This is a genomic window from Streptomyces sp. NPDC052701, from assembly GCF_040678355.1.
Taxonomy (GTDB): Bacteria; Actinomycetota; Actinomycetes; order Streptomycetales; family Streptomycetaceae; genus Streptomyces.
In genome coordinates, this window is the sequence record NZ_JBFATO010000002.1 from 247253 (window position 1) to 268371 (window position 21119).

20 protein-coding genes are annotated in these 21119 nt (G+C 72.7%); 12 read left to right on the top strand and 8 right to left on the bottom strand.

What is annotated here, in order from left to right:
* The first annotated feature begins 74 nt into the window (after positions 1-74).
* The 4 genes from AB0L29_RS04225 to AB0L29_RS04240 all read left to right on the top strand — a co-directional run bounded on the left by AB0L29_RS04225 (position 75) and on the right by AB0L29_RS04240 (position 2710).
* A complete protein-coding gene (locus AB0L29_RS04225; RefSeq protein ID WP_365823131.1) occupies positions 75-1190 on the top strand; it encodes an ADP-ribosylglycohydrolase family protein in 1116 nt (371 codons plus the stop codon).
* A 108-nt stretch (positions 1191-1298) separates the two neighbouring features.
* A complete protein-coding gene (locus tag AB0L29_RS04230) occupies positions 1299-1784 on the top strand; it encodes an NINE protein (protein ID WP_365823133.1) in 486 nt (161 codons plus the stop codon).
* Entirely contained in the window at positions 1777-2214 is a 438-nt protein-coding gene (locus tag AB0L29_RS04235; RefSeq protein WP_365823135.1) for a DUF2752 domain-containing protein, read from the top strand. The genes AB0L29_RS04230 and AB0L29_RS04235 overlap by 8 nt, the downstream gene beginning before the upstream one ends.
* 232 nt (positions 2215-2446) lie before the next feature.
* Positions 2447-2710 (top strand): TM2 domain-containing protein, encoded by a 264-nt coding sequence (locus AB0L29_RS04240; protein WP_365823137.1) that lies wholly within the window; start codon positions 2447-2449, stop codon positions 2708-2710.
* A gap of 70 nt (positions 2711-2780) precedes the next feature.
* Here AB0L29_RS04240 and AB0L29_RS04245 read toward each other — a convergent pair whose 3' ends face one another.
* The 3 genes from AB0L29_RS04245 to AB0L29_RS04255 all read right to left on the bottom strand — a co-directional run bounded on the left by AB0L29_RS04245 (position 2781) and on the right by AB0L29_RS04255 (position 9473).
* Positions 2781-4349 carry a sodium:solute symporter family protein gene (locus tag AB0L29_RS04245; protein WP_365823139.1) on the bottom strand — a complete coding sequence of 523 codons (1569 nt, stop codon included), beginning with the start codon at positions 4347-4349 and terminating at the stop codon, positions 2781-2783.
* 192 nt (positions 4350-4541) lie between these two features.
* Complete coding sequence (locus AB0L29_RS04250; RefSeq protein ID WP_365823141.1) at positions 4542-6389, bottom strand: MFS transporter; 1848 nt, start codon at positions 6387-6389, stop codon at positions 4542-4544.
* A gap of 168 nt (positions 6390-6557) precedes the next feature.
* Complete coding sequence (locus AB0L29_RS04255) at positions 6558-9473, bottom strand: D-alanyl-D-alanine carboxypeptidase (RefSeq protein WP_365823143.1); 2916 nt, start codon at positions 9471-9473, stop codon at positions 6558-6560.
* Positions 9474-9710: 237 nt separating this feature from the next.
* On the opposite strand from AB0L29_RS04255, the gene AB0L29_RS04260 reads away from it, so the two are divergent.
* The 3 genes from AB0L29_RS04260 (at position 9711) to AB0L29_RS04270 (ending at position 12045) form a co-directional block, all read left to right on the top strand.
* Complete coding sequence (locus AB0L29_RS04260) at positions 9711-10463, top strand: GPP34 family phosphoprotein (protein WP_365823145.1); 753 nt, start codon at positions 9711-9713, stop codon at positions 10461-10463.
* A 305-nt stretch (positions 10464-10768) separates the two neighbouring features.
* A complete protein-coding gene (locus tag AB0L29_RS04265; RefSeq protein WP_365823147.1) occupies positions 10769-11626 on the top strand; it encodes a helix-turn-helix transcriptional regulator in 858 nt (285 codons plus the stop codon).
* A gap of 227 nt (positions 11627-11853) precedes the next feature.
* Entirely contained in the window at positions 11854-12045 is a 192-nt protein-coding gene (locus tag AB0L29_RS04270) for a DUF397 domain-containing protein (protein WP_365823149.1), read from the top strand.
* Between the two features lie 111 nt (positions 12046-12156).
* Here the strand turns inward: AB0L29_RS04270 and AB0L29_RS04275 are convergent, their stop codons facing one another.
* From AB0L29_RS04275 to AB0L29_RS04285, 3 genes are read right to left on the bottom strand one after another with little or no spacing between them, the layout of a single operon-like run.
* Positions 12157-13041 carry a MerR family transcriptional regulator gene (locus AB0L29_RS04275; RefSeq protein WP_365823151.1) on the bottom strand — a complete coding sequence of 295 codons (885 nt, stop codon included), beginning with the start codon at positions 13039-13041 and terminating at the stop codon, positions 12157-12159.
* Between the two features lie 55 nt (positions 13042-13096).
* Positions 13097-13606, bottom strand: a complete 510-nt coding sequence (locus AB0L29_RS04280) for a glutathione peroxidase (protein ID WP_365823152.1) — start codon at positions 13604-13606, stop codon at positions 13097-13099.
* Positions 13596-14600, bottom strand: coding sequence for a helix-turn-helix domain-containing protein (locus AB0L29_RS04285; protein WP_365823154.1), 1005 nt, complete (start codon positions 14598-14600; stop codon positions 13596-13598). Before AB0L29_RS04285 ends, AB0L29_RS04280 begins: the two co-directional genes overlap by 11 nt.
* A gap of 72 nt (positions 14601-14672) precedes the next feature.
* Here AB0L29_RS04285 and AB0L29_RS04290 point away from each other — a divergent pair, with 72 nt between their 5' ends.
* Positions 14673-15878 carry an MFS transporter gene (locus AB0L29_RS04290; protein ID WP_365823156.1) on the top strand — a complete coding sequence of 402 codons (1206 nt, stop codon included), beginning with the start codon at positions 14673-14675 and terminating at the stop codon, positions 15876-15878.
* 148 nt (positions 15879-16026) lie between these two features.
* On the opposite strand, the gene AB0L29_RS04295 is transcribed toward AB0L29_RS04290, so the two are convergent.
* On the bottom strand, positions 16027-16698 hold the full coding sequence (locus AB0L29_RS04295; protein ID WP_365823433.1) for a hypothetical protein: 672 nt from the start codon (positions 16696-16698) through the stop codon (positions 16027-16029).
* Positions 16699-16943: 245 nt separating this feature from the next.
* Between AB0L29_RS04295 and AB0L29_RS04300 the strand changes: the two genes are divergently transcribed.
* The 4 genes from AB0L29_RS04300 (at position 16944) to AB0L29_RS04315 (ending at position 19648) form a co-directional block, all read left to right on the top strand.
* Complete coding sequence (locus AB0L29_RS04300; RefSeq protein ID WP_365823158.1) at positions 16944-17855, top strand: hypothetical protein; 912 nt, start codon at positions 16944-16946, stop codon at positions 17853-17855.
* Between the two features lie 291 nt (positions 17856-18146).
* Positions 18147-18602, top strand: coding sequence for a tautomerase family protein (locus tag AB0L29_RS04305; protein WP_365823160.1), 456 nt, complete (start codon positions 18147-18149; stop codon positions 18600-18602).
* Positions 18603-18921: 319 nt separating this feature from the next.
* Positions 18922-19191, top strand: a complete 270-nt coding sequence (locus AB0L29_RS04310; protein WP_365823162.1) for a type II toxin-antitoxin system prevent-host-death family antitoxin — start codon at positions 18922-18924, stop codon at positions 19189-19191.
* Complete coding sequence (locus AB0L29_RS04315; protein WP_365823164.1) at positions 19181-19648, top strand: type II toxin-antitoxin system VapC family toxin; 468 nt, start codon at positions 19181-19183, stop codon at positions 19646-19648. The genes AB0L29_RS04310 and AB0L29_RS04315 overlap by 11 nt, the downstream gene beginning before the upstream one ends.
* Before the next feature lie 209 nt (positions 19649-19857).
* Here AB0L29_RS04315 and AB0L29_RS04320 read toward each other — a convergent pair whose 3' ends face one another.
* Positions 19858-20418 (bottom strand): isochorismatase family cysteine hydrolase, encoded by a 561-nt coding sequence (locus tag AB0L29_RS04320; protein WP_365823166.1) that lies wholly within the window; start codon positions 20416-20418, stop codon positions 19858-19860.
* Positions 20419-21119: the final 701 nt, after the last annotated feature.

The following is a 21119-nucleotide window of genomic DNA, read 5'->3' on the forward strand; positions in this document are numbered from 1 at the left end:
CCCGAACCGCTCCTTCCCCTTCGATTACAGTGCTGAGCGTCGTACGTACGGACGGTGCCTCCGGGGAGGACTGGGTGAGCGCGACAGCCGGTGCCGTCTGGGGGCGTACCGAGCAGCAGGACTTCCGCAGCCGGGTGCGCGGGACCCTGCTGGGCGTGGCCGTCGGGGACGCGCTGGGGGCGCCGGTCGACGGGCTGGACCTGCCCGGCATCCGGGAGGCGCACGGCCCCGAAGGGCTGCTGGACCTGGCTCCCGCCTACGGCAGGCGCGGTGCCGTCACCCACCTCACCCAGCTCACCCTGTTCTCCGTGGACGGGCTGATCCGCGCCCAGGTGCGGCGCGACACCGGCGCCTGGCACCCGCCGACCGACCTGCACCGGGCCTATCTGCGCTGGGCGGTGACCCAGCGGGACTGGGGGCCCGACGAGCGGCGCGGTGAGGACGGCTGGCTCGCCCGCGAGGAGTGGCTGTACGCCCGGCGCGGCCCCACCCGCGCCCTGCTGCTCGGCCTCGGCGACGACACCATGGGCACCCTCGACGCGCCCAAGAACCCCAAGGAGCGCGGGCCCGAGGCCGCCGTCCGGTCCGCGCCCTTCGGGCTGCTCGTCGGATGGGAGCCGCAGCTGGTCGCGCAACTCGCCGTGGAGTGCGCGGCGCAGACGCACGGGCATCCGGCGGCTTACCTCGCGGCGGGCGCGTACGCGCTGGTCGTGCACGCGCTGGCCCGGGGCGACAGCCTGGACGGGGCGGTGCAGCGGGCGCTGGCGCTGCTGGCCGCCCGTCCGGGGCACCAGCCCGTCTCGGACGCCCTTCAGCACGCGCTGGGCGCGGTGCGGCAGGGGATGCCGGCACCGGAGCGGGTGGCGCGGCTGGCGGGGGAGGGGACGGCGGAGGGGATGGTGGCCGCCGCCGTGTACTGCGCGCTGGTCGCCGAGGACGTCCGGCACGGGCTGTGCCTGGCCGTCAACCACGACGGGCGCTCCGCCGCGGCCGGGGCCCTGACCGGCGGTCTGCTCGGTGCCCTGCACGGCGAGACCGCCCTCCCGCCGGCCTGGCTGGCCGGGCTGGAGGGCCGTCCGACGATCCTGGAACTGGCCGACGACTTCGCCATGGAGATGACCCAGGGCCCCGCGCTGCACGGCCCGGGGGCGTCCAGCCCGGCCTGGCTGGCGCGGTATCCGAGGGCCTGACCGGGCGGAGACGACGGCCTGGCTTTTCACCGGCCGGTCCGCTCGTGCACGATGAACTGCTTTCATCATGCAAGTCGTCTTTACGATCACCTGGCGGGAGAATCCCACGTGTCCGAACAGCCGAACCAGCCGCCCCAGCCGCCCCAGTCCCCTCCGCCCGGGTACGGGTACCCCGGTTCCGGGCCGCAGGCCGGCGGCCCGGCCGGCCCCTACGGCTACCCGCAGCAGGACTACGCGCAGCAGGGCTACTCCCAGCAGGGCTACTCCCAGCAGGGTTACGCGCAGCAGGGCTACCCGCAGGGCGGCTACCCCGGTGCCGTCCCGCCGGGCACCTACAGCGGCGACCCCAACGCGCCCTACGGCTACGACCCCTACGGCCGCCCGTACTCCGACAAGTCCAAGATCGTCGCCGGTATCCTCCAGCTCTTCCTCGGCACCTTCGGCGTCGGGCGCTTCTACATCGGCAACGTCGGCCTGGGCCTCGCCCAGCTGTTCACCTGCGGCGGGCTCGGCATCTGGGCGCTGATCGACGGGATCGTCCTGCTGACCGGCAACAACACCACCGACGGCAACGGGCGGGTCCTGCGTGGCTGATGCGGTGGACCCGGCCGGGCCCGCCGCGGCGCGCCGGTTCCCCCCGCTGCACCCGGCGGCGGCACCCCTCGCCGTGCTCGCCGCCGGGGCGGCCGGCTCCGCCTACCTCTACGTCACCGACCCGCACGAATCCGGCCACCTCCTGCCGCGGTGCCCGTTCCGCCTCGTCACCGGGCTGCTCTGCCCCGCCTGCGGCGGCACCCGCATGGTGTACGACCTGATGCACGGTCACCTGGCCGGGGCCTGGCTGGACAACAGGGTCCTGCTGCTCGCCTCGCCGTACGCGCTGGCGCTGTGGGGGCGCTGGACGTGGGAGGGGCTGCGCGGCCGGCGCTGGCGGCCCCGGACCGGCCGCCGGGCGCAGGCGGTGATCCTCGCGGTGGCGGTGGTGTGGACGGTGGTCCGCAACGTGGTCCGGACGGCCGGGTGAGCGCGCCGCCCCTTGATCACGGAAGAGGAACAATCGGTTCTCGCCACTCCCCACGGTGGTGCGCGGTTCCTTAGACTCACCGGTCACAGGGGGGATCACCGGGCGGGGTCGGGGTCATGCAGCGTCGTGTTCAGGACACGGCCGAGGATGTCGCGGCGCTCTCGACGGCATTCGCCCTGGCGCCGGAACAGCCTGTTCCGGTCGCTCGCGGAAACTTCAGGAGCAGTTCGTCATGACCGTCCCCACCCCCGGAGCCCCCTACGGCGTCGACCCGCAGGGCCGTCCGTACTCCGACAAGTCCAAGATCGTCGCCGGTATCCTCCAGCTCTTCCTCGGCACCCTGGGCATCGGGCGCTTCTACGTCGGCTCCGTCGGCGTGGGCCTCGCCCAGCTGTTCACCTGCGGTGGTCTCGGCTTCTGGGCGCTGATCGACGGCATCCTGTTCCTGACCAGCAACGACCGCACCGACAAGCAGGGCCGCGTCCTGCGCGGCTGAGCACCGGCCCACGGCGAGGGCCCCGCTCCCCACGGGAGACGGGGCCCTCGCCCGGTCCACGGGGCCGGTGTCAGTCCTTCACCGGTGTGCGCACCGCGTCCTGTGCTCCGCCCGGGGGCGCCGGGACCGCGGCCGCCGCTCCGTCCCCGTCCGTGTTGATCCGCTCGATGACGGCCAGCCGCTCCGGGGTGTCCTCCGGCCGCAGGTAGCCGACGAGGACGTACAGCACCAGCGACACCGCCAGCGGCACCGACACCTGGTACTGCAACGGCACCCCGCCCTCGACGTTCCAGTCGACCGGGTAGTTGACCAGCCAGAAGGCCAGCAGGCCCATCGACCAGCTGACCAGGGCCGCGGTCGGGCCCGAGCGGCGGAAGGGCCGCAGCAGGCCCAGCATCATCGGGATGGCCATCGGGCCCATCAGACCGGCCACCCACTTGATGACGACCGTGATGATGTCCTTGAACGCGGGGGAGTTGACCTGCGTCGCCGCCGCCATGGACAGCCCGAGGAAGACGACGGTCGCGACCCGCGCCATGCGCAGCCCCTGCCCCTCGCTCCACATCCGCGCCCTGCGCCAGATCACGGGCGCGCAGTCCCGCGTGAACACGGCCGCGATGGCGTTGGCGTCCGAGGAGCACATGGCCATCGTGTGCGAGAAGAAGCCGACGATGACCAAGCCCAGCAGGCCGTGCGGCAGGAGCTGTTCGGTCATCAGGGCGTAGGAGTCGGAGCCGTCCGGCTTCTGCGACTCCACCAGCAGCGGCGACATCCACATCGGGAAGAACAGCACCAGCGGCCAGACCAGCCACAGCACCGCCGACAGCCGGGCCGAGCGCTCGGCCTCCTTCGCGCTGGGGGTGGCCATGTAGCGCTGGGCCTGGTTGAGCATGCCGCCGTTGTACTCGAAGAGCTTGATGAAGAGGAAGGCGAGCAGGAAGACCGTGCCGTACGGGCCGACCAGGGGCTTTTCGTGACCCTGGAGTTCGGGTGAGTCCCAGACGCCGAAGAAGCCGCCGTGGTCGTCGAGCCGTACCGCCACCGCGATGAACATCGCCACACCGGCCAGCAACTGGATGACGAACTGGCCGAGTTCGGTCAGCGCGTCCGCCCACAGGCCGCCGATGGTGCAGTAGATCGCGGTGATCCCGCCGGTGATGAGGATGCCCTGGTTGAGCGAGATCCCGGTGAAGACGGACAGCAGGGTCGCGATCGCGGCCCACTTCGCGCCCACGTCCACGATCTTCAGCAGCATGCCCGACCAGGCCAGCGCCTGCTGGGTCTTGAGGTCGTAACGGTTCTTCAGGTACTCCAGCGGGGAGGCCACGTGAAGGCGGGACCGCAGCCGGTTGATGCGCGGCGCGAACAGTTTCGACCCGATGGCGATGCCGAGGGCGATGGGGAAGGACCAGGTGACGAAAGAGGTGACGCCGTAGGTGTAGGCGATGCCCGCGTACCCGGTGAACATCACCGCGCTGTAGCCGGACATGTGGTGCGAGATGCCGGACAGCCACCAGGGCATCTTCCCGCCGGCCGTGAAGAAGTCGCTGACGTTGTCCACCCGCTTGTGCGACCAGACGCCGATCACGACCATCACGGCGAAGTAGCCGATGAGCACGGCCCAGTCGAGACTGTTCATGTGCCCCCTTCCAGGGTTCCGCCATGTGAACGGCTCGCTCATCGTGGGTGCGGTGAAGCGGGCACGACAAGCGCACGTCAGGTCAAGAGGAAGTAAAATAGTTCTACTTGTTGACCTGCGTTCATGCACATGAACGGCGGCGGGCGGTGTCGAGGAACGGTCCTGACAGGGTGGCCGCCGAGCCGGGAGGGCTCAGCGCAGCTCCTCCGGGCAGGGCGTCCCGCGCGGCAGCTGATAGGGGGCGGCGAGCCGGTACGTGCCCGCCTTCGGCGCCAGCAGCACCGTCCACCGGTCGCCGTGCGCGTCCTCCTCGGTCTCCATCAGGCAGCCGTTGACGTTCTCGTACGTCCTCGGCTCGCCGTCGGGCCGGTTCCGGGACTCCTCCGTCTCCTGCGGGGGCCGCAGGCTCCTGCCGTCCGCGTCGACGACGCTCAGCCACGGCGAGTAGGGGATGCGGATGAGGACCCGGCCCGCCCTCTTCACGTCGATCGTCATCTCGCCCTGCTCGGCGCGCTGCACGACCGCGTGCGGCTCGGCCAGCGGGGTGGGGTCGGTCACCCTGAACAGCTGCCAGTTGGCGTCGCCCCAGACCTGCTCCAGATAGGGCAGGCCCCGCTGCACCAGCTGCCGCTCCCGCTCGCCGCCGTCCCCGTCCGGCTCGTCCTTCGGCAGCACCACGAAGTGCACGGCCCAGCGCTTGAGCCACTCGTGGTAGTTCGCCGAGTTGAGCGTGTCGTCGTAGAAGAGCGGGTTGCGCTCCATGTCGGCCTGCCGGTTCCAGCCCCGGGCCAGGTTGACGTACGGCGCGAGGGCGGAGGCCTCGCGGTGCGAGCGGGCGGGCACGACCTCCACCCGGCCCTTCTCCGCGCCGACCTCCTGCAACTCGTTGACCAGCGGCGCCAGCTCGCGCGCCCAGGAGGCGGCGGGAGTGGTGTGGACGACGTCGTCGACCGACTTGAAGCCGATCCAGAAGGTGAAGCCGGCGAAGGCGACGACGATCGCGTACCACTTGCGCGTCCGCGGCGCCGCGAACGGCAGCGCGGCGATCAGCACGACCCCGCCGAACAGCATCGCCAGCCGCGTGATGTTCGAGCCGATCTGCGAGCTGATCAGCCACACCAGCACCACCGACAGGCCGTACACGGCGGCCGTGAGCCGGACCGTCCGCCACCCCTTCGGCACCAGCAGGAAGACCAGGACCGAGTACGTGAACGGCAGGATCACCGAGGCGAACGACATCGGCTGCGTCCCCGAGAAGGGGAACAGCCAGGCCGACACCGCCACCACGGCCGCCGGGGCCAGACCCAGGGCCCAGGCCCCCGGACGGCGCTTCTGCAGGAACAGGGCGACGGCCACCAGCCCCACGAACAGGCCCGCCACCGGCGAGGCCATGGTGGCCAGCGCCGCCAGCGGAGCCGCGCACAGGGCCTTCGCCCACCGCTTGCGGCGCCAGCGGTACGGCCAGCAGAACACCACCGCGACCGCGCCCAGCGCGAACATCGTGCCCAGACCGAAGGTCACCCGCCCGGACGCGGCGTTGCACAGGAACGCGAAGACACCCGCCAGCGCCGCCCACAGGGGATTCCGTATCGCCCGGCTGCGGATGAGGAGCAGGGTCAGCAGCCCCGCCGACACCGTCCCCGCGACCATCATCGTCGTCCGCACGCCGAGCAGGGACATCAGGTACGGGGAGACCACGCTGTACGACACCGGGTGCATGCCGCCGTACCAGGCCAGGTTGTACGCCGAGTCCGGGTGCCGGCCGACGAACTCGGCCCACGCGTCCTGCGCCGCCAGGTCGCCGCCGCTGTTGGCGAACGTGAAGAACCACACGACGTGCAGCACACCGGCCAGGCCGGTCACGGACAGCACCGGGTGCCGCAGCACACGCGCGCGCACGGCCGGCACGGCGGCCCTCATCCGGGAGGCGTCACGGGTGCCGCCGCCGTTCTCCCCGGCCGGCCCGGGCGGCTGTATTCGCGGGCCGCTCCCCGGGCCCGGACCGGTGTCGTCGGCGCGTGTCGGCTCCGCAGTGGCCACCTGAAGGCACTCCCCGTGTCCCGTCCTCTGTCCTGGGCCGCCCCCGCCGGCCCCGTCTTCACAGACGCGTCCGCCCGCGCGGCGACCTGTCCCGTTTCGCGACGCTAGCACGCGCCCCGCCGGGGGAGCTCCCCCGGCGGGGCACGGTCCGCGGCACCCCGTCCGGGGTCAGCCGAGACGGGTCAGCCGGTCCGTGAAACCGGGCTCCACGAGGTCCTCCCGGAGGGCGACCGGGACCTTGACGGCGCTGCTGCTGCCGTCGCCGACCGTGAGCGTGCCCACCTTGGTGCCGGCCTTCGCGGAGTGCGGCAGGCCGTCCGCGGCGAACGTCAGCCGCACCGTCAGGCCCGCCCAGCCGACCGCCTTGACGTCCTCGGTGACGACGACCGGCGTACGGCCGCCGAGACCGTCGTCGGCGTACCCGACGACCGTGCCCTTCTTCAGGATCGTCGCCGACTCCAGCGCCCCCTGCGCGGCCCGGATCAGCCGGTCGCCCTCGTACAGCGCGGCGCCCAGGATGGTGTTGTCCGGGCCGCCCGCGGGCTGGCGCACCACCGCGCCGACGATGGTCCGCGTCTCGCCGCCGACCTCCTTCTTCGCCGCGAAGACGAGGTTGCCGAGCGCCGAGGTCGTGGTGCCGGTCTTGATGCCGACGACGTCGTTGTGGCCGACGAGCTGGTTCCAGTTGGGGTGGTTGACGCCCTTGTAGTCGTCGTACGACATCATCGCGGCCACCTCGCGGAAGGCGGGCTGCTTCATCGCCGCCTTGGCCAGCTTCACCTGGTCCACGGCCGTGCTCACCGTCGTGTTGTTCAGCCCCGACGGGTCGGTGTACGTGGTGTTCTTCATGCCGAGGTCCTCGGCGGCCTTGTTCATCTTCGCCACGAACGCCTTCTCCGACCCGGCGTCCCAGCGGGCCAGCAGCCGCGCCACGTTGTTCGCGGACGCGATCAGGATGCCCTCCAGGGCCTCCCGCTGGGAGATCTTGTCGCCCTTCTTCACGTTGACCGTCGACTCCTGGCCGGCGTCGGACTGGTCCTCGGCGGCCTGGTCGATCTCGATCTGCGGGCCCTCCTCGCCGCTCTTGAGCGGGTGCTCGCGCAGGATGAGGTACGCCGTCATGACCTTGGCGACACTGGCGATCGGGACGGGCTTCTGCTCGCCCGACGAACCGAACGTGCCGATGCCCTGCACGTCCAGCGCGGCCTGCCCGGCGGACGGCCACGGGATGTCCACCTTGCCGCCCTCGAAGGTGTAGCCGTCCTCGGCGGTGAGGTCCAGGGTGGGCTCCGGCAGCGGGCGCACGCTCTGCACGACCGCGAAGACGACCACGAGCAGCAGGACGATCGGCGTCCAGATCTTGACGCGCCGCACGGCCGTCCGCAGCGGGGTGTCCGGCGGCGGCGGGGTGTTCGTCAGCTCGGCCAGCAGATCCAGCGGCGGCTTCGGCGGCAGCGGCTGCTGGGTCGTGCGCTCCGGCCCGATCTGCGGCACGGCCGCGGTCGCCTCGGCCGGGGACACCTCGGGCAGCGGCGCGGTCCGGTCGGCGGCCGGCGCCTTCGGCAGCGCGGCCGTCGCCCCGGCCGCCCTCGGCTTCCGCGTCGCCGGGTCGTCCGGGTCCTTGAGCGGGTCCTTGAGCGCGACGAACCTGCTGGTCCGCTCGGCACCGGACTCGGCCTTCGGCCGGGCGGTGTCCTCGGTGGCGGACTCGTCGCCGTCCTTGGCGGTCTTGGTGTCCTTGGCGTCCTTGGCAGCCTTGGTGTCCTCGGCGGTGTCCTTGGCGGCCCCGGCGGTTTTGGCGGTGCCCTCGGCGGCCTTGGCCGCGCCGCCCAGCTTCAGCATGGTGGTGGGCTGGTCGACGGGGGGCGCGGAGGGCCGCGCGGTCCTGAAGACGGCGGTGGGCTGATCGACGGGACGCCCGTCGGCACCGGCCTCGGGGGAGCCGGTCCCGGAGCCTGCCTCGGACTTCACCTCGGCGGGCTGTCCCTTGCCCTTGCCGGTGTCCGTGTCGGCGTCGGTCTTCGGCCCGGACGACCCGGGCGTGGACTCGGCGTCCCCGGCCTCGGGAGCGTCGTCCTCGGCCTTCCCCGCGCCGGTCCCGTCGGCACGGTCCCCGGCGGTCTTGCCGGCGACACCGCCCGCGCCGGGCTCCGCGGCGGAGCCGGACTCCGGGCCGGAGCCGCGCTCGGGGCCGGAGCCGGTCCGCGGGGCGGGCGCGTCGGCGGCCCGCGCGTCCTCGTCGCGCTCGGCGTCCGTCGCGGCGCGGTCACCCGCGGGCCCGGCGTCCGCACCGGCGCCCCCGTTCCCCGCCTCCGGCGCGGAAACGCGTTCGCCCTCACGGGCGGCAGCCGCCTTCCGGCCGGCCCCGCCGCCCTTCGCCGCGCGCTCCCCGGCCTCGTCGGCCCCGGTGGTTTTCGTCTCGCGGTCCCCGGCCTTGCCCGTGCGGGCCGTCTCGGCCTTGTTCGTGCCGGCGTCCTTCGCCCCGCGGTCCCCGGCCTCGTCCGTGCCGGAGGCCGTCCGCTCCGGGTCGCTCCCGGAGGCGTCCCCGTCCCGGCCCTCGTCCTCGTCCGTCGAGTCCGCCGACCGCGCCCATGCGGCCACGGCGTCCCGCAGGCGTCCGTCACGTGCCGGGGCGGCATCGCCGTCGCCGCCGGAAGGGCCGTCGGAAGAGCCGGAGGAGCTCGAAGGGCCGGCGGAGCCGGGCGCGTCGGCCCCGGCCGAGCCGGCGGCTTCGGCGGCTTCCACGGTCGCCCGCTCCGCCTCGCTCCCGCCCTCGGCGGAGTCCACGCCCTCGCCCTCGGCGGAGTCCTCGCCCTCGGCGGAGTCCTCGCTCCGCCCGGCCGCCGCGGGCTCCGGCCGCGACAGCACGCGGGTCGCCGTATCGACCCGGCCCCGCGCCGCCGAGGACGGCGCCGCGGCCTCACGGGCCACCGCGATCCGCGGATCGCGCGCCTTGCGCGACGAATCCGTCTCGCCCGCCTCGTCCTTCCCGGCCCTGGCCCCGGGAACCGGACCCGCGCTCCCCGACGTCGGTTCCGCCGACGACTCGCGCTGCTTCGACCTGTCGGGGGACTCGCCCGCCACCGATGCCTCCTCCATGCGCCGCACGCGCCGCGTGCGCGAACCGAACCGTGAACCGCCGCCCGGGCCATCGCCTCCAGGCGCTGTCCGAACCAAGTACCAGTGTCCTGTGTGCGGACTCGACTCACGCGGTAGACGAGAACGACATACCTACTGGTTCCACTACGAACCGGTCACGCACCCTCGACAGACCAATGTGAGAGGGGTCACCCTGTCATTCATCCACGCGGGGAGGCATGGATGGGCAGGAGCCGCAGAACACTTCCGGAGGAGCTTCTGCTGCTGGCACTGGACCCGACCACGGGTACCACTGCACAGCCGCAGTCGCTCGACCTGGGTCTGGCCGGAGCACAGCTAGTGGAGCTGGCGCTGGCCGGACGGATAGCCCCAGACGGGGATCGTATCGCCGTGGTGGTACCACGGCCGACAGGAGATCCGACACTGGACTGCGCGTTGGAGTTGCTGCGAAGGCGCGGCGCTCCGGTACGGGCCGTCCACTGGATCGGCGGGCCGCGTCTCGGGCTCCGCCAGACCTACCTCTCGCATCTGGAGCGGTGCGGCATGGTGCATGCCGTGGAGGGCCAGATGTGCGGAGTGCTGCCGACGACTCGCTACCAGGCGACGGACAACGCCATCAGCCGGGAGATCAGGGCCCGGCTGGATTCCGCGATCCGCACCGGCGTACCGCCGGACCCGCGGACCGCGGCGCTCGCCGCCCTGGCGCACGCGGTCGGCCTCGGCAAGCACCTGTACCCGGGCAACGAGGGACGCTCGTCCCGCTCCCGGCTCAGGGACCTGATCCGGCACGACCCCATGGGCGGCCTCGTGGCGCACGCCGTGATGGACGTCCAGAACGGCGCGGCGGCCCAGCCGCGCCGCGCCCCGGCCCCGCCCGGCCGCCCGGCCGCCGGGGGCAGGGCCACGGCGGAACCCGCCCGCGGTGTTCCGATGCAGCCGCGCCGCGGATCCATGGAGCGCGCCGTGGCGCACTGAGCCGCAGCCGCGGCAGGCAGCACCGCACGACCCGCACGACCCCGCACCACCCGCACCACAGCACGGCAGTCCGGCAGTACGGCGGCCGACACCACGCGCAACGGGACCCCCAAGACCCGGTCACCGGGAGCCGCTGTCCGAGCGGGGCGGAGAGACCTGACGGCCTCTCCGCCCCGCTCGGCGTGCCGAACTGGCGTGTACCCGTCGCATATCCGCCGTTTCCCAGCGGTAGAAAGCACCTTGGTGGCAATCTGCTCAACAGCAGATACGCAAAGTAGAGGCACGCAGCCGGAGGTGCACGTCCCGTGGCGTCCAATGTCAACCCCACCGTCAGGCGGCGCCGGCTGGGCCAGGAGCTGCGCAGGCTCCGCGAGCTCAAGGGCATGACGGCCGAGGAAGTGGCCGAACGGCTGCTGGTGTCGCAGTCGAAGATCAGCCGGCTGGAGAACGGCCGGCGCAGCATCAGCCAGCGTGACGTCCGCGACCTGTGCGGGGTCTACGAGGTGGAGGACCAGCGGATCGTCGAGTCGCTGATGCAGATGGCCAAGGACTCGCGCCAGCAGGGCTGGTGGCACGCCTTCGGCGACATCCCCTACAGCGTCTACATCGGCCTGGAGACGGACGCGGAGTCGCTCAGGGTCTACGAACCCCAGATCATCACCGGCCTGTTGCAGACCCGTCCGTACGCCGATGCCATCATCCGTGGCGGTTCGCCGGAGGCGACGGAGGCGGAGAACGACAAGCGCGTCGAGGTCCGCCTGCGCAGGCAGAGCCGCATCACCGCCGACAAGGACCCGCTGCGGCTGTGGGTGGTCCTGGACGAGGCGTCCCTGCACCGGGTCGTCGGCAGCCGGCAGGTGATGCGCGAGCAGCTGGAGCACGTCATCGAGATGTCCCGACTGCCCCACATCACCGTGCAGGTGCTGCCCTTCGAGGTCGGCGCGCACGCCGGCATCAACGGCCAGTACTCGATCCTGGAGTTCGCCGACGCGGCCGACTCGAGCGTGGTGTACATCGAGGGCGTGACCAGTGACCTGTACCTGGAGAAGCCGCACGACGTGCAGAAGTACACGGTGATGTACGAGCACCTCAGGGCGCAGGCCCTGAACGTGGACCAGTCGCGCCAGCTCGTCGAGCGGATCGCGAAGGAGTACGCGCGCTGACCATCTGTCGGGCAAGGGGGCGGGATGCTACCCCCTGATACACCTGACTGGAAGTCTCCTCTGGAATATGCCATCCGGTCGAGTGAATGACTGCTCCGTATGCGGATGTAGGCGAGTAGCGTCGATCACGCCAACGGCGAGTGAACGTTGGCGCAAACCGTTCTGCGGGTCCAAGACGGAACGAGCAGCCCGGTTACAGCAACTCGGCATCTGGCTACGGAGCGAACATGGCAATTCGTCTGGGCGCCACGGAAACGTGGACCACGTCCTCCCACACCAACAACAACGGCGCGTGCGTGATGGTCAGGTCGACCACCGAGGAAGCGCTGGAGCTCGGGGACACCAAGATCCCCGAGGGCCCCAAGCTGGCCTTCCCCGCCGACGCGTGGAACGCCTTCGTGGCCTCCGTCAGGGCCTAGCGGCCGCACCACCGGGACCGACAACCGAACAAGCACCACCGACAGAGCCCTCTCGACCAGTTCGCCGTCCTAGCCGAGGGGGCTCGGCTCGTACCCGGGCCCGGCCCGCCCTCACCCCACCGGAAACGCCACGTCACACACCGGGTCCCCGGGGCCCGCCGCGTCCCAGTCGGCGAAGTACACCTCCCGGCACGGACCGGCCGCCGTCAGGCCCCGCTCCGCCATCCACGCCTCCACCGCCTCGAACGCGGCCAGGATCTGAGGGTGCGCCACCTGCGCCTTGGTGATGCGGGTGTACGCGAGCCGCCGGGCCGGCTCCACCCGGACCCCCGTCCCCCGCGCCCGTCCCCGCCGCTGCGCCCACGCCCGCGCGGCGGCCTCGTCGGCCACCGGCACGCACGCCTCGGCGGGGCCGTCGCTCTCCGGCGACACCTCGGCGTGATAGGCCACGAACGGCGCCCCGGCCAGGCCCCCGCACACCCGGGCCGCCTCCTCCAGCCGGCCCAGCGACGCGCCGATCCACGCCGGCAGCTCCTCCACCAGCGTGTGCCGCACCTCGGTGACCAGCACCTGCTCGGGCACCTCCACCGTCTCCACCACGAACCCGCCGTACATCTCGGAACTCCTCCCCGACAGCCGTCCACGGAGGTACGCGGCGAGCGTGCGCTGCCCGGCCACCCGCGCCTCGACGTCCGCCCAGTACGCGTCGAGCAGACGGGCGGCCTCGGCGCCGTCCGCGGCGACCACCTCGGCGACCCGGGCCAGCGGCATGTCCAACTGCCGCAGCAGGGCCACCAGGCGGGCGCGTCCGACCTGGCCGGCGCGGTAGTAGCGGTAACCGCTGGAGCCGTCGACGTGCGCCGGGGCCAGCAGCCCGAGCCGGTCGTACAGCCGCAGCGCCTTGGGCGACAGCCGGGCCCGGGCGGCGAACGCCCCGATGGTGAGCAGCTCCCCGGCATCCCCGTCCGCGACGTCCACCACAGCATCCTCCGTCACCGGGCGGCCGTTCCGCCCGGTGACGGGGAGGCTCGGCCCTGCCCCAGGGGCAAGGTCAAGCGGCCAGCCGCTCCTCGATCGCCGCCACCACCTCGGCCGACTCCGGATCGGTCTGCGGCGAGAACCGGGCGACGACCTCGCCGTCCCTGCCGATCAGGAACTTCTCGAAGTTCCAGCGGACGTCCCCGCTGTGGCCGTCGGCGTCGGCGAAGCCGACCAGGCGCTCGTACAGCGGGTGCCGGCCCTCCCCGTTGACCTCCACCTTCTCGGTCATCGGGAAGCTCACGCCGTACGTCGCCGAGCAGAACTCGGCGATCTCCGCGGCGCTGCCGGGCTCCTGCCCGAGGAACTGGTTGCACGGCACGCCGAGCACGGTGAAGCCCCGCTGCGCGTACCGCTCGTGCAGCCGCTCCAGTCCGGCGTACTGCGGGGTCAGCCCGCACTTGGAGGCCACGTTCACGACCAGCACGACCTTGCCGGCGTACTGGGAGAGGTTCGCCGGACCGCCCTGGAGGGCGTCCATCTCGACGGTGAGGGGCGACTCGCCCCGGATGTCAGTCGTCATGGGCGGATGCTAGCCCGGCGGGTGCCGGCCGCGGCCGCGCGGCATCCAGGAGCGTCTGCCCGGCGGCCGTGCGCGCGTACAGCACCGACCGCCCCGCCCGCCGCCGGTCCACCAGCCCCGCCTCCAGCAGCACCTTCAGGTGCCGCCCGACCGAGCCGAGGCCCTGCCCGGTCACGGCGGTCACCTGGGTGGTGCTCATGGGGGCGTCGAGCAGGGCGAGCACCCCGGCCCGGGCGGTGCCGAGCAGCGCGGCCAGGCCCGCGGGCACGGACCTGCCGCGGCCGTCGGCGAGGACACCCGCGCACGGATAGACCACCGCGTACCGCTCGTCCCGCGTCCACGCCACCCAGCCGTGCCGCTGCGGGGTGACGGGGACGAAGACCAGCTCGGCCCCGGAGATGTCCCGCGGCGGATACTCGTGCGCGTTGACCTGGAACCGGTTCCCGCCGAGCCACCGGGTGCCCGGCCGCAGCCCGTCCAGGGCCGCCGCCCAGCCGCCCCGGCTCACCCGCGCGGTGCGCGCGACGACGTCGGCCTCCAGGATCCGCCGCCGCCGCGGCCAGGAGAGCCGTACCGTCTCGTGCCAGACGTACTCCATCAGCCGCGCCGCGCGTTCGGGCAGGTCGTCCCGCTCCAGTTCGGCGGGGAGCGGGCCGTCGAGCGACATCCGCAGGTGGCGGCGGGCCTGTGCCGGACGGACCGCCCGCACCCGTGCCAGGCCCTCGTCGAGGCTCTCCCCGTCCAGCGGGGTGGGCGTGAGGAAGTCGGCGATCCAGGCCCGCCCGAGCCCGCACCGCACCAGCAGCGCGGTGACCGGGTCCGCCGCCAGCCGCCGCCGGTAGCCGGGCAGGTGCTCGCGCAGCCAGGCCTGCTCGCCGGGGTGGGCGCCCGCGCCCGCGTGCAGCAGCTTCAGGCAGGCGAAGGTCTCGGCGAGGGGGGAGAGGACGAACCTGCTTCCGGCGAGGGTGTCGGCGTCGACCTGCCACCAGCCCATGAGCGCTCCCGGTGTTTCGCGGCTGCGCGAAACTCTAACGACCGGACCGCGGGCCGCCGGAGCCTGAAGCGCATGCGCAGCTACCGCGAGCTCTTCCGCACACCCGGGTTCACCCCGCTGTTCCTGGCGTCGTCGGCGCAGACCATGGCCCGGACGGTGGGCGGCCTGGCCCTGGGCGTCCTGGTGTTCCGGGCGACGCAGTCGCCGCTGCTGTCGGCGGTGAGCATGTTCGGCTCCTCGCTCACCCAGGTGTTCGGCGTGACGTTCCTGCTGTCGGCCGCCGACCGGCTGCCCCCACGGGCGGCCCTGACGGGCCTGTCCCTGACCTTCGCGGCCGGTACGGCCCTCCTCGCGCTGCCCGGCCTGCCGGTGTGGGCGGTCCTCGCCGTCGTCCTGGTCCAGGGACTGGGCGAGTCGGTGGGCGGCGGGGTCCGCTGGGGCCTGCTGGCCGAACTGCTCCCCGAGGAGGGCTACCTGCTGGGGCGCTCGGTGTTCAACATGACCGGCGGCGCCGTGCAGATCGCCGGATACGCCACCGGCGGCATCCTGGTGGCGGCCCTGTCCCCGCGCCCGGCCCTGCTGCTCGCCGCCGCGCTGTACGGCACGGCGGCCCTCACGGCCCGCCTCCGCCTGACCCGCCGCCCGGCCCGCGCCGACGGCCGCCCGTCCGTCGCCGCGACCCTGCGCACCAACGCCGTCCTGTGGTCGTCCCCGCCCCGCCGCCACGCCTACCTGGCCCTGTGGATCCCCAACGGCCTGGTCGTCGGCTGCGAGTCGCTCTTCGTCGCCTACGCCCCCGGCGGCGCGGGCACCCTGTTCGCCTGCGCCGCGCTCGGCATGCTCGCCGGGGACGTGACGGTGGGCCGGCTGGTCCCGCCCCGGCTGCGGCCCCGCCTCGGCACCCCGCTGCTCCTGCTGCTGGCCGCGCCGTACCTGGCCTTCCTCCTCCGCCCGCCGCTGCCCGCGGCCGCCGCCCTGGCGGCCCTGGCCTCCGTCGGCTTCGGCGCGAGCCTGGTCCAGCAGGAACAGCTGATGTCGCGCACGCCCGGCCACCTCGCGGGCCACGCCCTGGGGCTGCACTCCGCCGGCATGCTCACGGCGCAGGGCGCGAGCGCGGCGCTCGCCGGCACGCTGGCCCAACTGGCCTCCCCCGCGTGGGCGATCACCCTGCTGGCGGCCGGCTCGATCGTGGTCACCGCGGTGCTGTGGGGGAGGCCGCGGCGGGAGAAGGAGAAGGAGGGGGAGGGGGAGGGGGAGGGGGCCGAATCCGTGCGGTAGCCAGGGGTCCGTCGCGGACGCCCGGCCGGGCCGCCCGCACGGGTGGGCGGGCCGCCGGTGCGTCCGGGTCACCCGTCGTCCGGGTCACCCGTCGTCCGGGGTACCCGTCTTCCGGGTCACCCTTCGCCCGGGTCACCCTTCGCCCGGGTCACCAGTCGTCCGGGGCCCCGCCCTCGACGAGACGCTCCGCGATGTCGTCCGCCCACTCCTGGGCCCACCGGCGCAGCGCGGCGACGGCCCGCTCGTCGAGGCCGTACGCGCCGAACCGGGCGTCGTCGAACCAGTCCGTACCGGTCAGCCGGGCCTGCAGATCGGCGAGGTCGAAGGTGTCGGGGGCGTGCCGCCGGCCCAGCTCCTCCAGCTCGGGACGGCTCCAGCGGTCCGCCGCCGCGCGGACGTCCACGAGGTCACCGGGCAGTCCCCGGCCGGCCAGGGCCCGTACACGGGTGCCGACGAGGTCCTCCAGGCAGAGCGCCGGGCCGAGCCCGGTCCGCACGGGCGGTCGCCACAGCACCTCCTTGTGCACACCGGCCTCGCACCGGGCACCGCTCACCGGGTCGGTGACGACCAGCCGCGCGGCGAGCGGAACGGTTTCGGCCACGCGTACGTCCCAGCCGCGCGCCTCCAGCCCGCTGCGGACCGTGACGACGATGTCCGCCATCGCCGCGGCGTGCTCGGTGGCCGCGTCCACGCCGCGGCCGGGCCGCTCCACCAGACCGTGCGCCAGCACCGCGTAGTCGCCGGCGAGCACCAGCCGGTACCGCTCACCGGCCTCCAGCAGATCGCCCAGCAGCCGCAGGTGCGCCTCGTCCGGCTTCACGCGGCCGCCCGCGCACGGGTCGTACGGCACGGTTCCAGGACGCGGGACGGTACGGGCATGCCTCGATTGTCACCCGCGCCCGGCACGCGTCACAGGGCCCCCACATGTTGGCCGAAACGACAACTGCGGTCCAGGGAAACACAGTTGTTCGATCGTCACACGGTTGTCAGACTTTCCCCGCCGGCGGAACCGACGAGCGGTCGCGCCGGCGACGGGGCACTTCCATCTCTTCAGGGGGGACATCGATGAAACTCAGCGCGCCCGGACGCGTCCTGGCCCGCGCCACGGCCGTCCTCGTGCTCGCCCTGGGCATGGCGACCGGCACCACCGGCCTGCTGTCGGGCACCGAGGCGCACGCCCTGCCGGTCACCGAAGGATCCTTCGGCTTCAGCGGCGACGAGGGCGACTGGGTCAGCGGCGGCCGGTCCTACGCGTACGCGACCGCGTCCGGGGACCGCATGGACGTCTCCGCCGACGGCGACGGCAACGCGGTCCGCCTCTCGGTCGACGGAGCCAACGGCGACTGGTGGCACCTGGACCTGGCCGCGCCGTCCGGCCGGACCCTCGCGCCGGGCACCTACACCGGGGCCACCCGCCACCCGTTCAACGCGCCGACCGAGCCCGGCCTCTCCCTCGGCGGCAACGGGCGCGGCTGCAACACGCTCACCGGCGAGTTCACCATCCAGGCGCTGGAGTTCGGCCCGCAGGGGTACGTCAAGAAGCTCGACGCCACCTTCGTGCAGCACTGCGAGGGCGGCACGACCGCCGCCCGCGGCGAGGTCCACATCGACAACCCGCCCCCGCCGGCCCAGCTCGACCTCGGCCTCGCGGTGGCGCTGGAGGGCACGGCCAGCACCCTGAACGGCAAGGCCACCCTGCACGGGACGGTGAGCTGCAACAAGCCGGTACAGGTCTCCGTGTCCGGCGACGTCACGCAGGTGAAGAGGCAGCGCCTGATCCGAGGCTCCTACGTCACGTCGGTGTCCTGCGTCCCGGGCGCACCGGTCGCCTGGACCGCGACGGCCGAGCCCACCGGCGACGTCCCCTTCCAGCGCGGCGACGTCGAGGTCGCGGCCCGGGCGACGGCGACGGACCCGGACTACGCCCAGCCGGTGACGGCGACCGAGACGGTGGCGGTCACCCTCAAGCGCGCCTGACCCTTACCCGACGCCCCACGACCGGGGCCCGCACCACACGGCCGAGCCCGGGTCCCCGGCCCTCCCGCGAGGAGGCCGGGGACCCGGGCTCGGCCGTGTCCGCCGCGATCCGCCCCCGAAGAACGAGACCACCCCCCTTCTGTACCTACTAGTATGTACACTCGCGGGGAGGGCGACCCGTCGCCGGTGGGAGCAGCACGGCAGCGCACGACACCCCGTACGGACGCCGCCGCGCAGCCGCCCGGCCGGAGCCGCCACCGGTCCACCGCTTTCCGGAAGGGGCACGCCACCATGCCGCTTGTCCGCATCGACGCGCTGAAAGCCGACAGCGAACGGCTCGAAGCGCTCGGTCGCGCCGTGCACGAGGCCCTGGTCGAGACCATCGGCATCCCGCCCGACGACCGGTTCCAGATCCTGACGAGCCACGACGGCGTCAGCGGCACGCTGCGCCACGACGACTACCTCGGTGTGCACCGCGACGACGGCATCGTGTACGTGTCGATCACCCTGCGCTCCGGACGCACACCCGACCGGAAGCGGATGCTGTACCGGCGGATCGCCGAACTCGCCCACGCCTACGCGGGAACCGAGCCGCGCAACGTCTTCATCGTGCTGACGGAGAACGAATCGATCGACTGGTCCCTGGGCGAGGGAGCGGCCCAGTACGCCGCCCCGCCGGACCCGCCCGCACCGCCTCCCACGACCCCGCACCCGGAACCGGGGACACGCATGGTGCCCGGCACCTGAAAGGCCCTTTCCTCTCCGCCCCCTCCTCCGGCCCCGGCAGGACGCGAACCCGCGACACCCGCGTCGGGAGTTCTCCCTGGGGAGGGCTTCGACCTGCGAGAAGCCGGCCTCGGGGTGTCCGGCCCGGAGAGACGCCCCTCCTCGGTTCTCCCGTCTCCGCGGGGTTTCCCGGCCTCCTGCGCGCCGAATCCGTTCCGGCGGAGCCGACGACGACCGCCGGCCCGCCCCGGTCGCTCGCTGCATGCACGGCCGAAGCCTTGCCGACACAGGCCTTCGGCGGAAGTGCTACGTGGTGGCACCCGGTGCTACGGTGGTCGGTATGAGCGTTCAGCCCGAAATCACCCAGCGGGATCTGCGCAACCGGTCCCGGGAGATCATGGACGCCATACAGGGCGGCCAGTCGTTCACCGTCACCCGCGACGGACACCCGATCGGTCAGCTCGTCCCTCTGCGCCGACGCCGGCGGTTCGTCTCCCGCCAGGAGTTCGCCGCGATGTCCAGGACCGCCCCCGGCATCGACCTCGACACGTTCCGCGCGGACCAGGACGCCACGGCCGACACCTACCTGGACGATCCCTATGCCCGCTGACCGTCCGGCGTACAAGCAGGGACTCCTCGACACCAACATCATGATTCTGCGCCGGTGGGTGGCACCCGAGGAACTGCCGGACGAAATGGCGATCACCGCCATCACCCTGGCCGAGTTGTCCGCCGGTCCGCACGAGGTCCGTCGCAACGACGAACAGAGCGGCTATGACGAACACGCCGAACGCGCCCGCAGGCTCGACGTCCTGCAACGCGCCGAGAACGAGTTCGACCCCATTCCCTTCGACGCCGACGCGGCCCGCATCTACGGGCGCATCTGTGCCGCGGTGATCGGTTCGGGCCGCAAGCCGCGCCGCCGGGTGGCCGACCTGATGATCGCCGCCATCGCCGTGGCCGAGGACCTCCCGCTCTTCACCACCAATCCCGACGACTTCAAAGGACTGGACGACCTCCTCACCGTCGTACCGGTCACCCGCCCGAAGGTGCCTCACGAAGGCTGATGCCGGGGCGCCGGGGCGCCGGGTGGGCGAGTGCTCAGTCGATGTCAGTCGTGGATGTCGGAGGAAAGGTTCGTCGGCACCGGACCGGGCGTCCAGGTCCTGCCCGGGGGCAGAGAGGAACCGCTCCACAGCCGACGAGAGCCGTCACCCCGCGGAAAAAGGCAGGCGCCGGAGCCAACCGTCCACGTTGTCGTCCACCTGGTGTGCCGCTATTGAGACGCGATCGTCTTGAGCCAGTCGTCGACGGTGACGACATCCGCCCACTGCGGGAACAGCCGCTCGACGAGGACCCGGTGCACCTCCGGGTCGGTGTCCAGACAGGCGTCGGAGAGGACGGTGAGGCCGAAGTCCAGGTCGTTCGCGTGGCACAGGGTGGACAGCACCACAGCGCTGGTGGCGATGCCGGTGAGCACGAGGCTCCCGATACCGCGTGCCCTCAGCACCACGTCGAGATCGCTGCCCGAGAACGCGCTCGCCCGCCTCTTGGTGACCACCACGTCGCCCGGCCGGGGCGCGACCTCGGGGTGGATCTCGGTGCCCGGGGCGCCCTCGACGTAGAGGCCGGCGCGTGCGATGGCAGTGAGGGCCCTGTTGCGGGTGCCGACTTCCGGGAAGCCGGGACGTAACGCGATGACCACGTAGATCACGGGGATGTCGGCCGCCCGGGCTCCGTCGATCGCCCTGCGCAGGCGTGGCAGGTATCCGGAGCCGTCGTCGGCGATGTCCACGATGGCCCGTTGGACGTCCATCACGAGAAGGGCGCTGCTCATGTCGTCTCCAGTAAAGGAAGCCGGTTCGGCGTTGAAACGGGCCGGGTTCTCCGCGCCCTCGGGCAGGGTGGTGGTGCGTCTGTCGGGCAAGATAGGGCGGGCGCGGGCGCTCAGCCGGCAGTTCGCGCGACGCACGGTGAACGACACGGCCCGGCACGGCTCTCACCGAAGACGGCGTTCCCGAACGCCGACGGGTCCAGCCATACGTCCCGTCACCATGGGGAGTTGGCCAGAGCCAGGACTGCCGGGACGAGGTGGATCCGGAAGTTCGCCAGGCGCCGGCTGTCCTCCTTCACGGGCGCGAGGGCAGGGGGCAGTACTGACACCGGAACGTCGCCCATCGCCTCGAAACCATGATCCGCAAGGGTGGCAGGAGTCTCCGGCCAGGAGGGATGGACTCTGCGTGGACGCTGGTGACACGCCTGAGGCACGGCATCCGGAACGACAAGGGCCGGCCCGAGAGGAAACCCCTCCCGAACCGGCCCTTTCCCCTGTGCCCGGCAGGATTCGAACCTGCGACACCCGCTTCAGGAGTTCGATCCGGCAACCACCGTGAAGCCTTCAGGCTTCTTCCGCCACGGTCCGGGGGATTGCTCAAAACTGCCTGTGTCTGTCTCGTTGATGTCAGCTGGCGTTGCTACGCGGGCGTAGCCGATACGAGGTTGGTGACCGGCTTGCTGCCGTGCTTGCGGCGGATCACC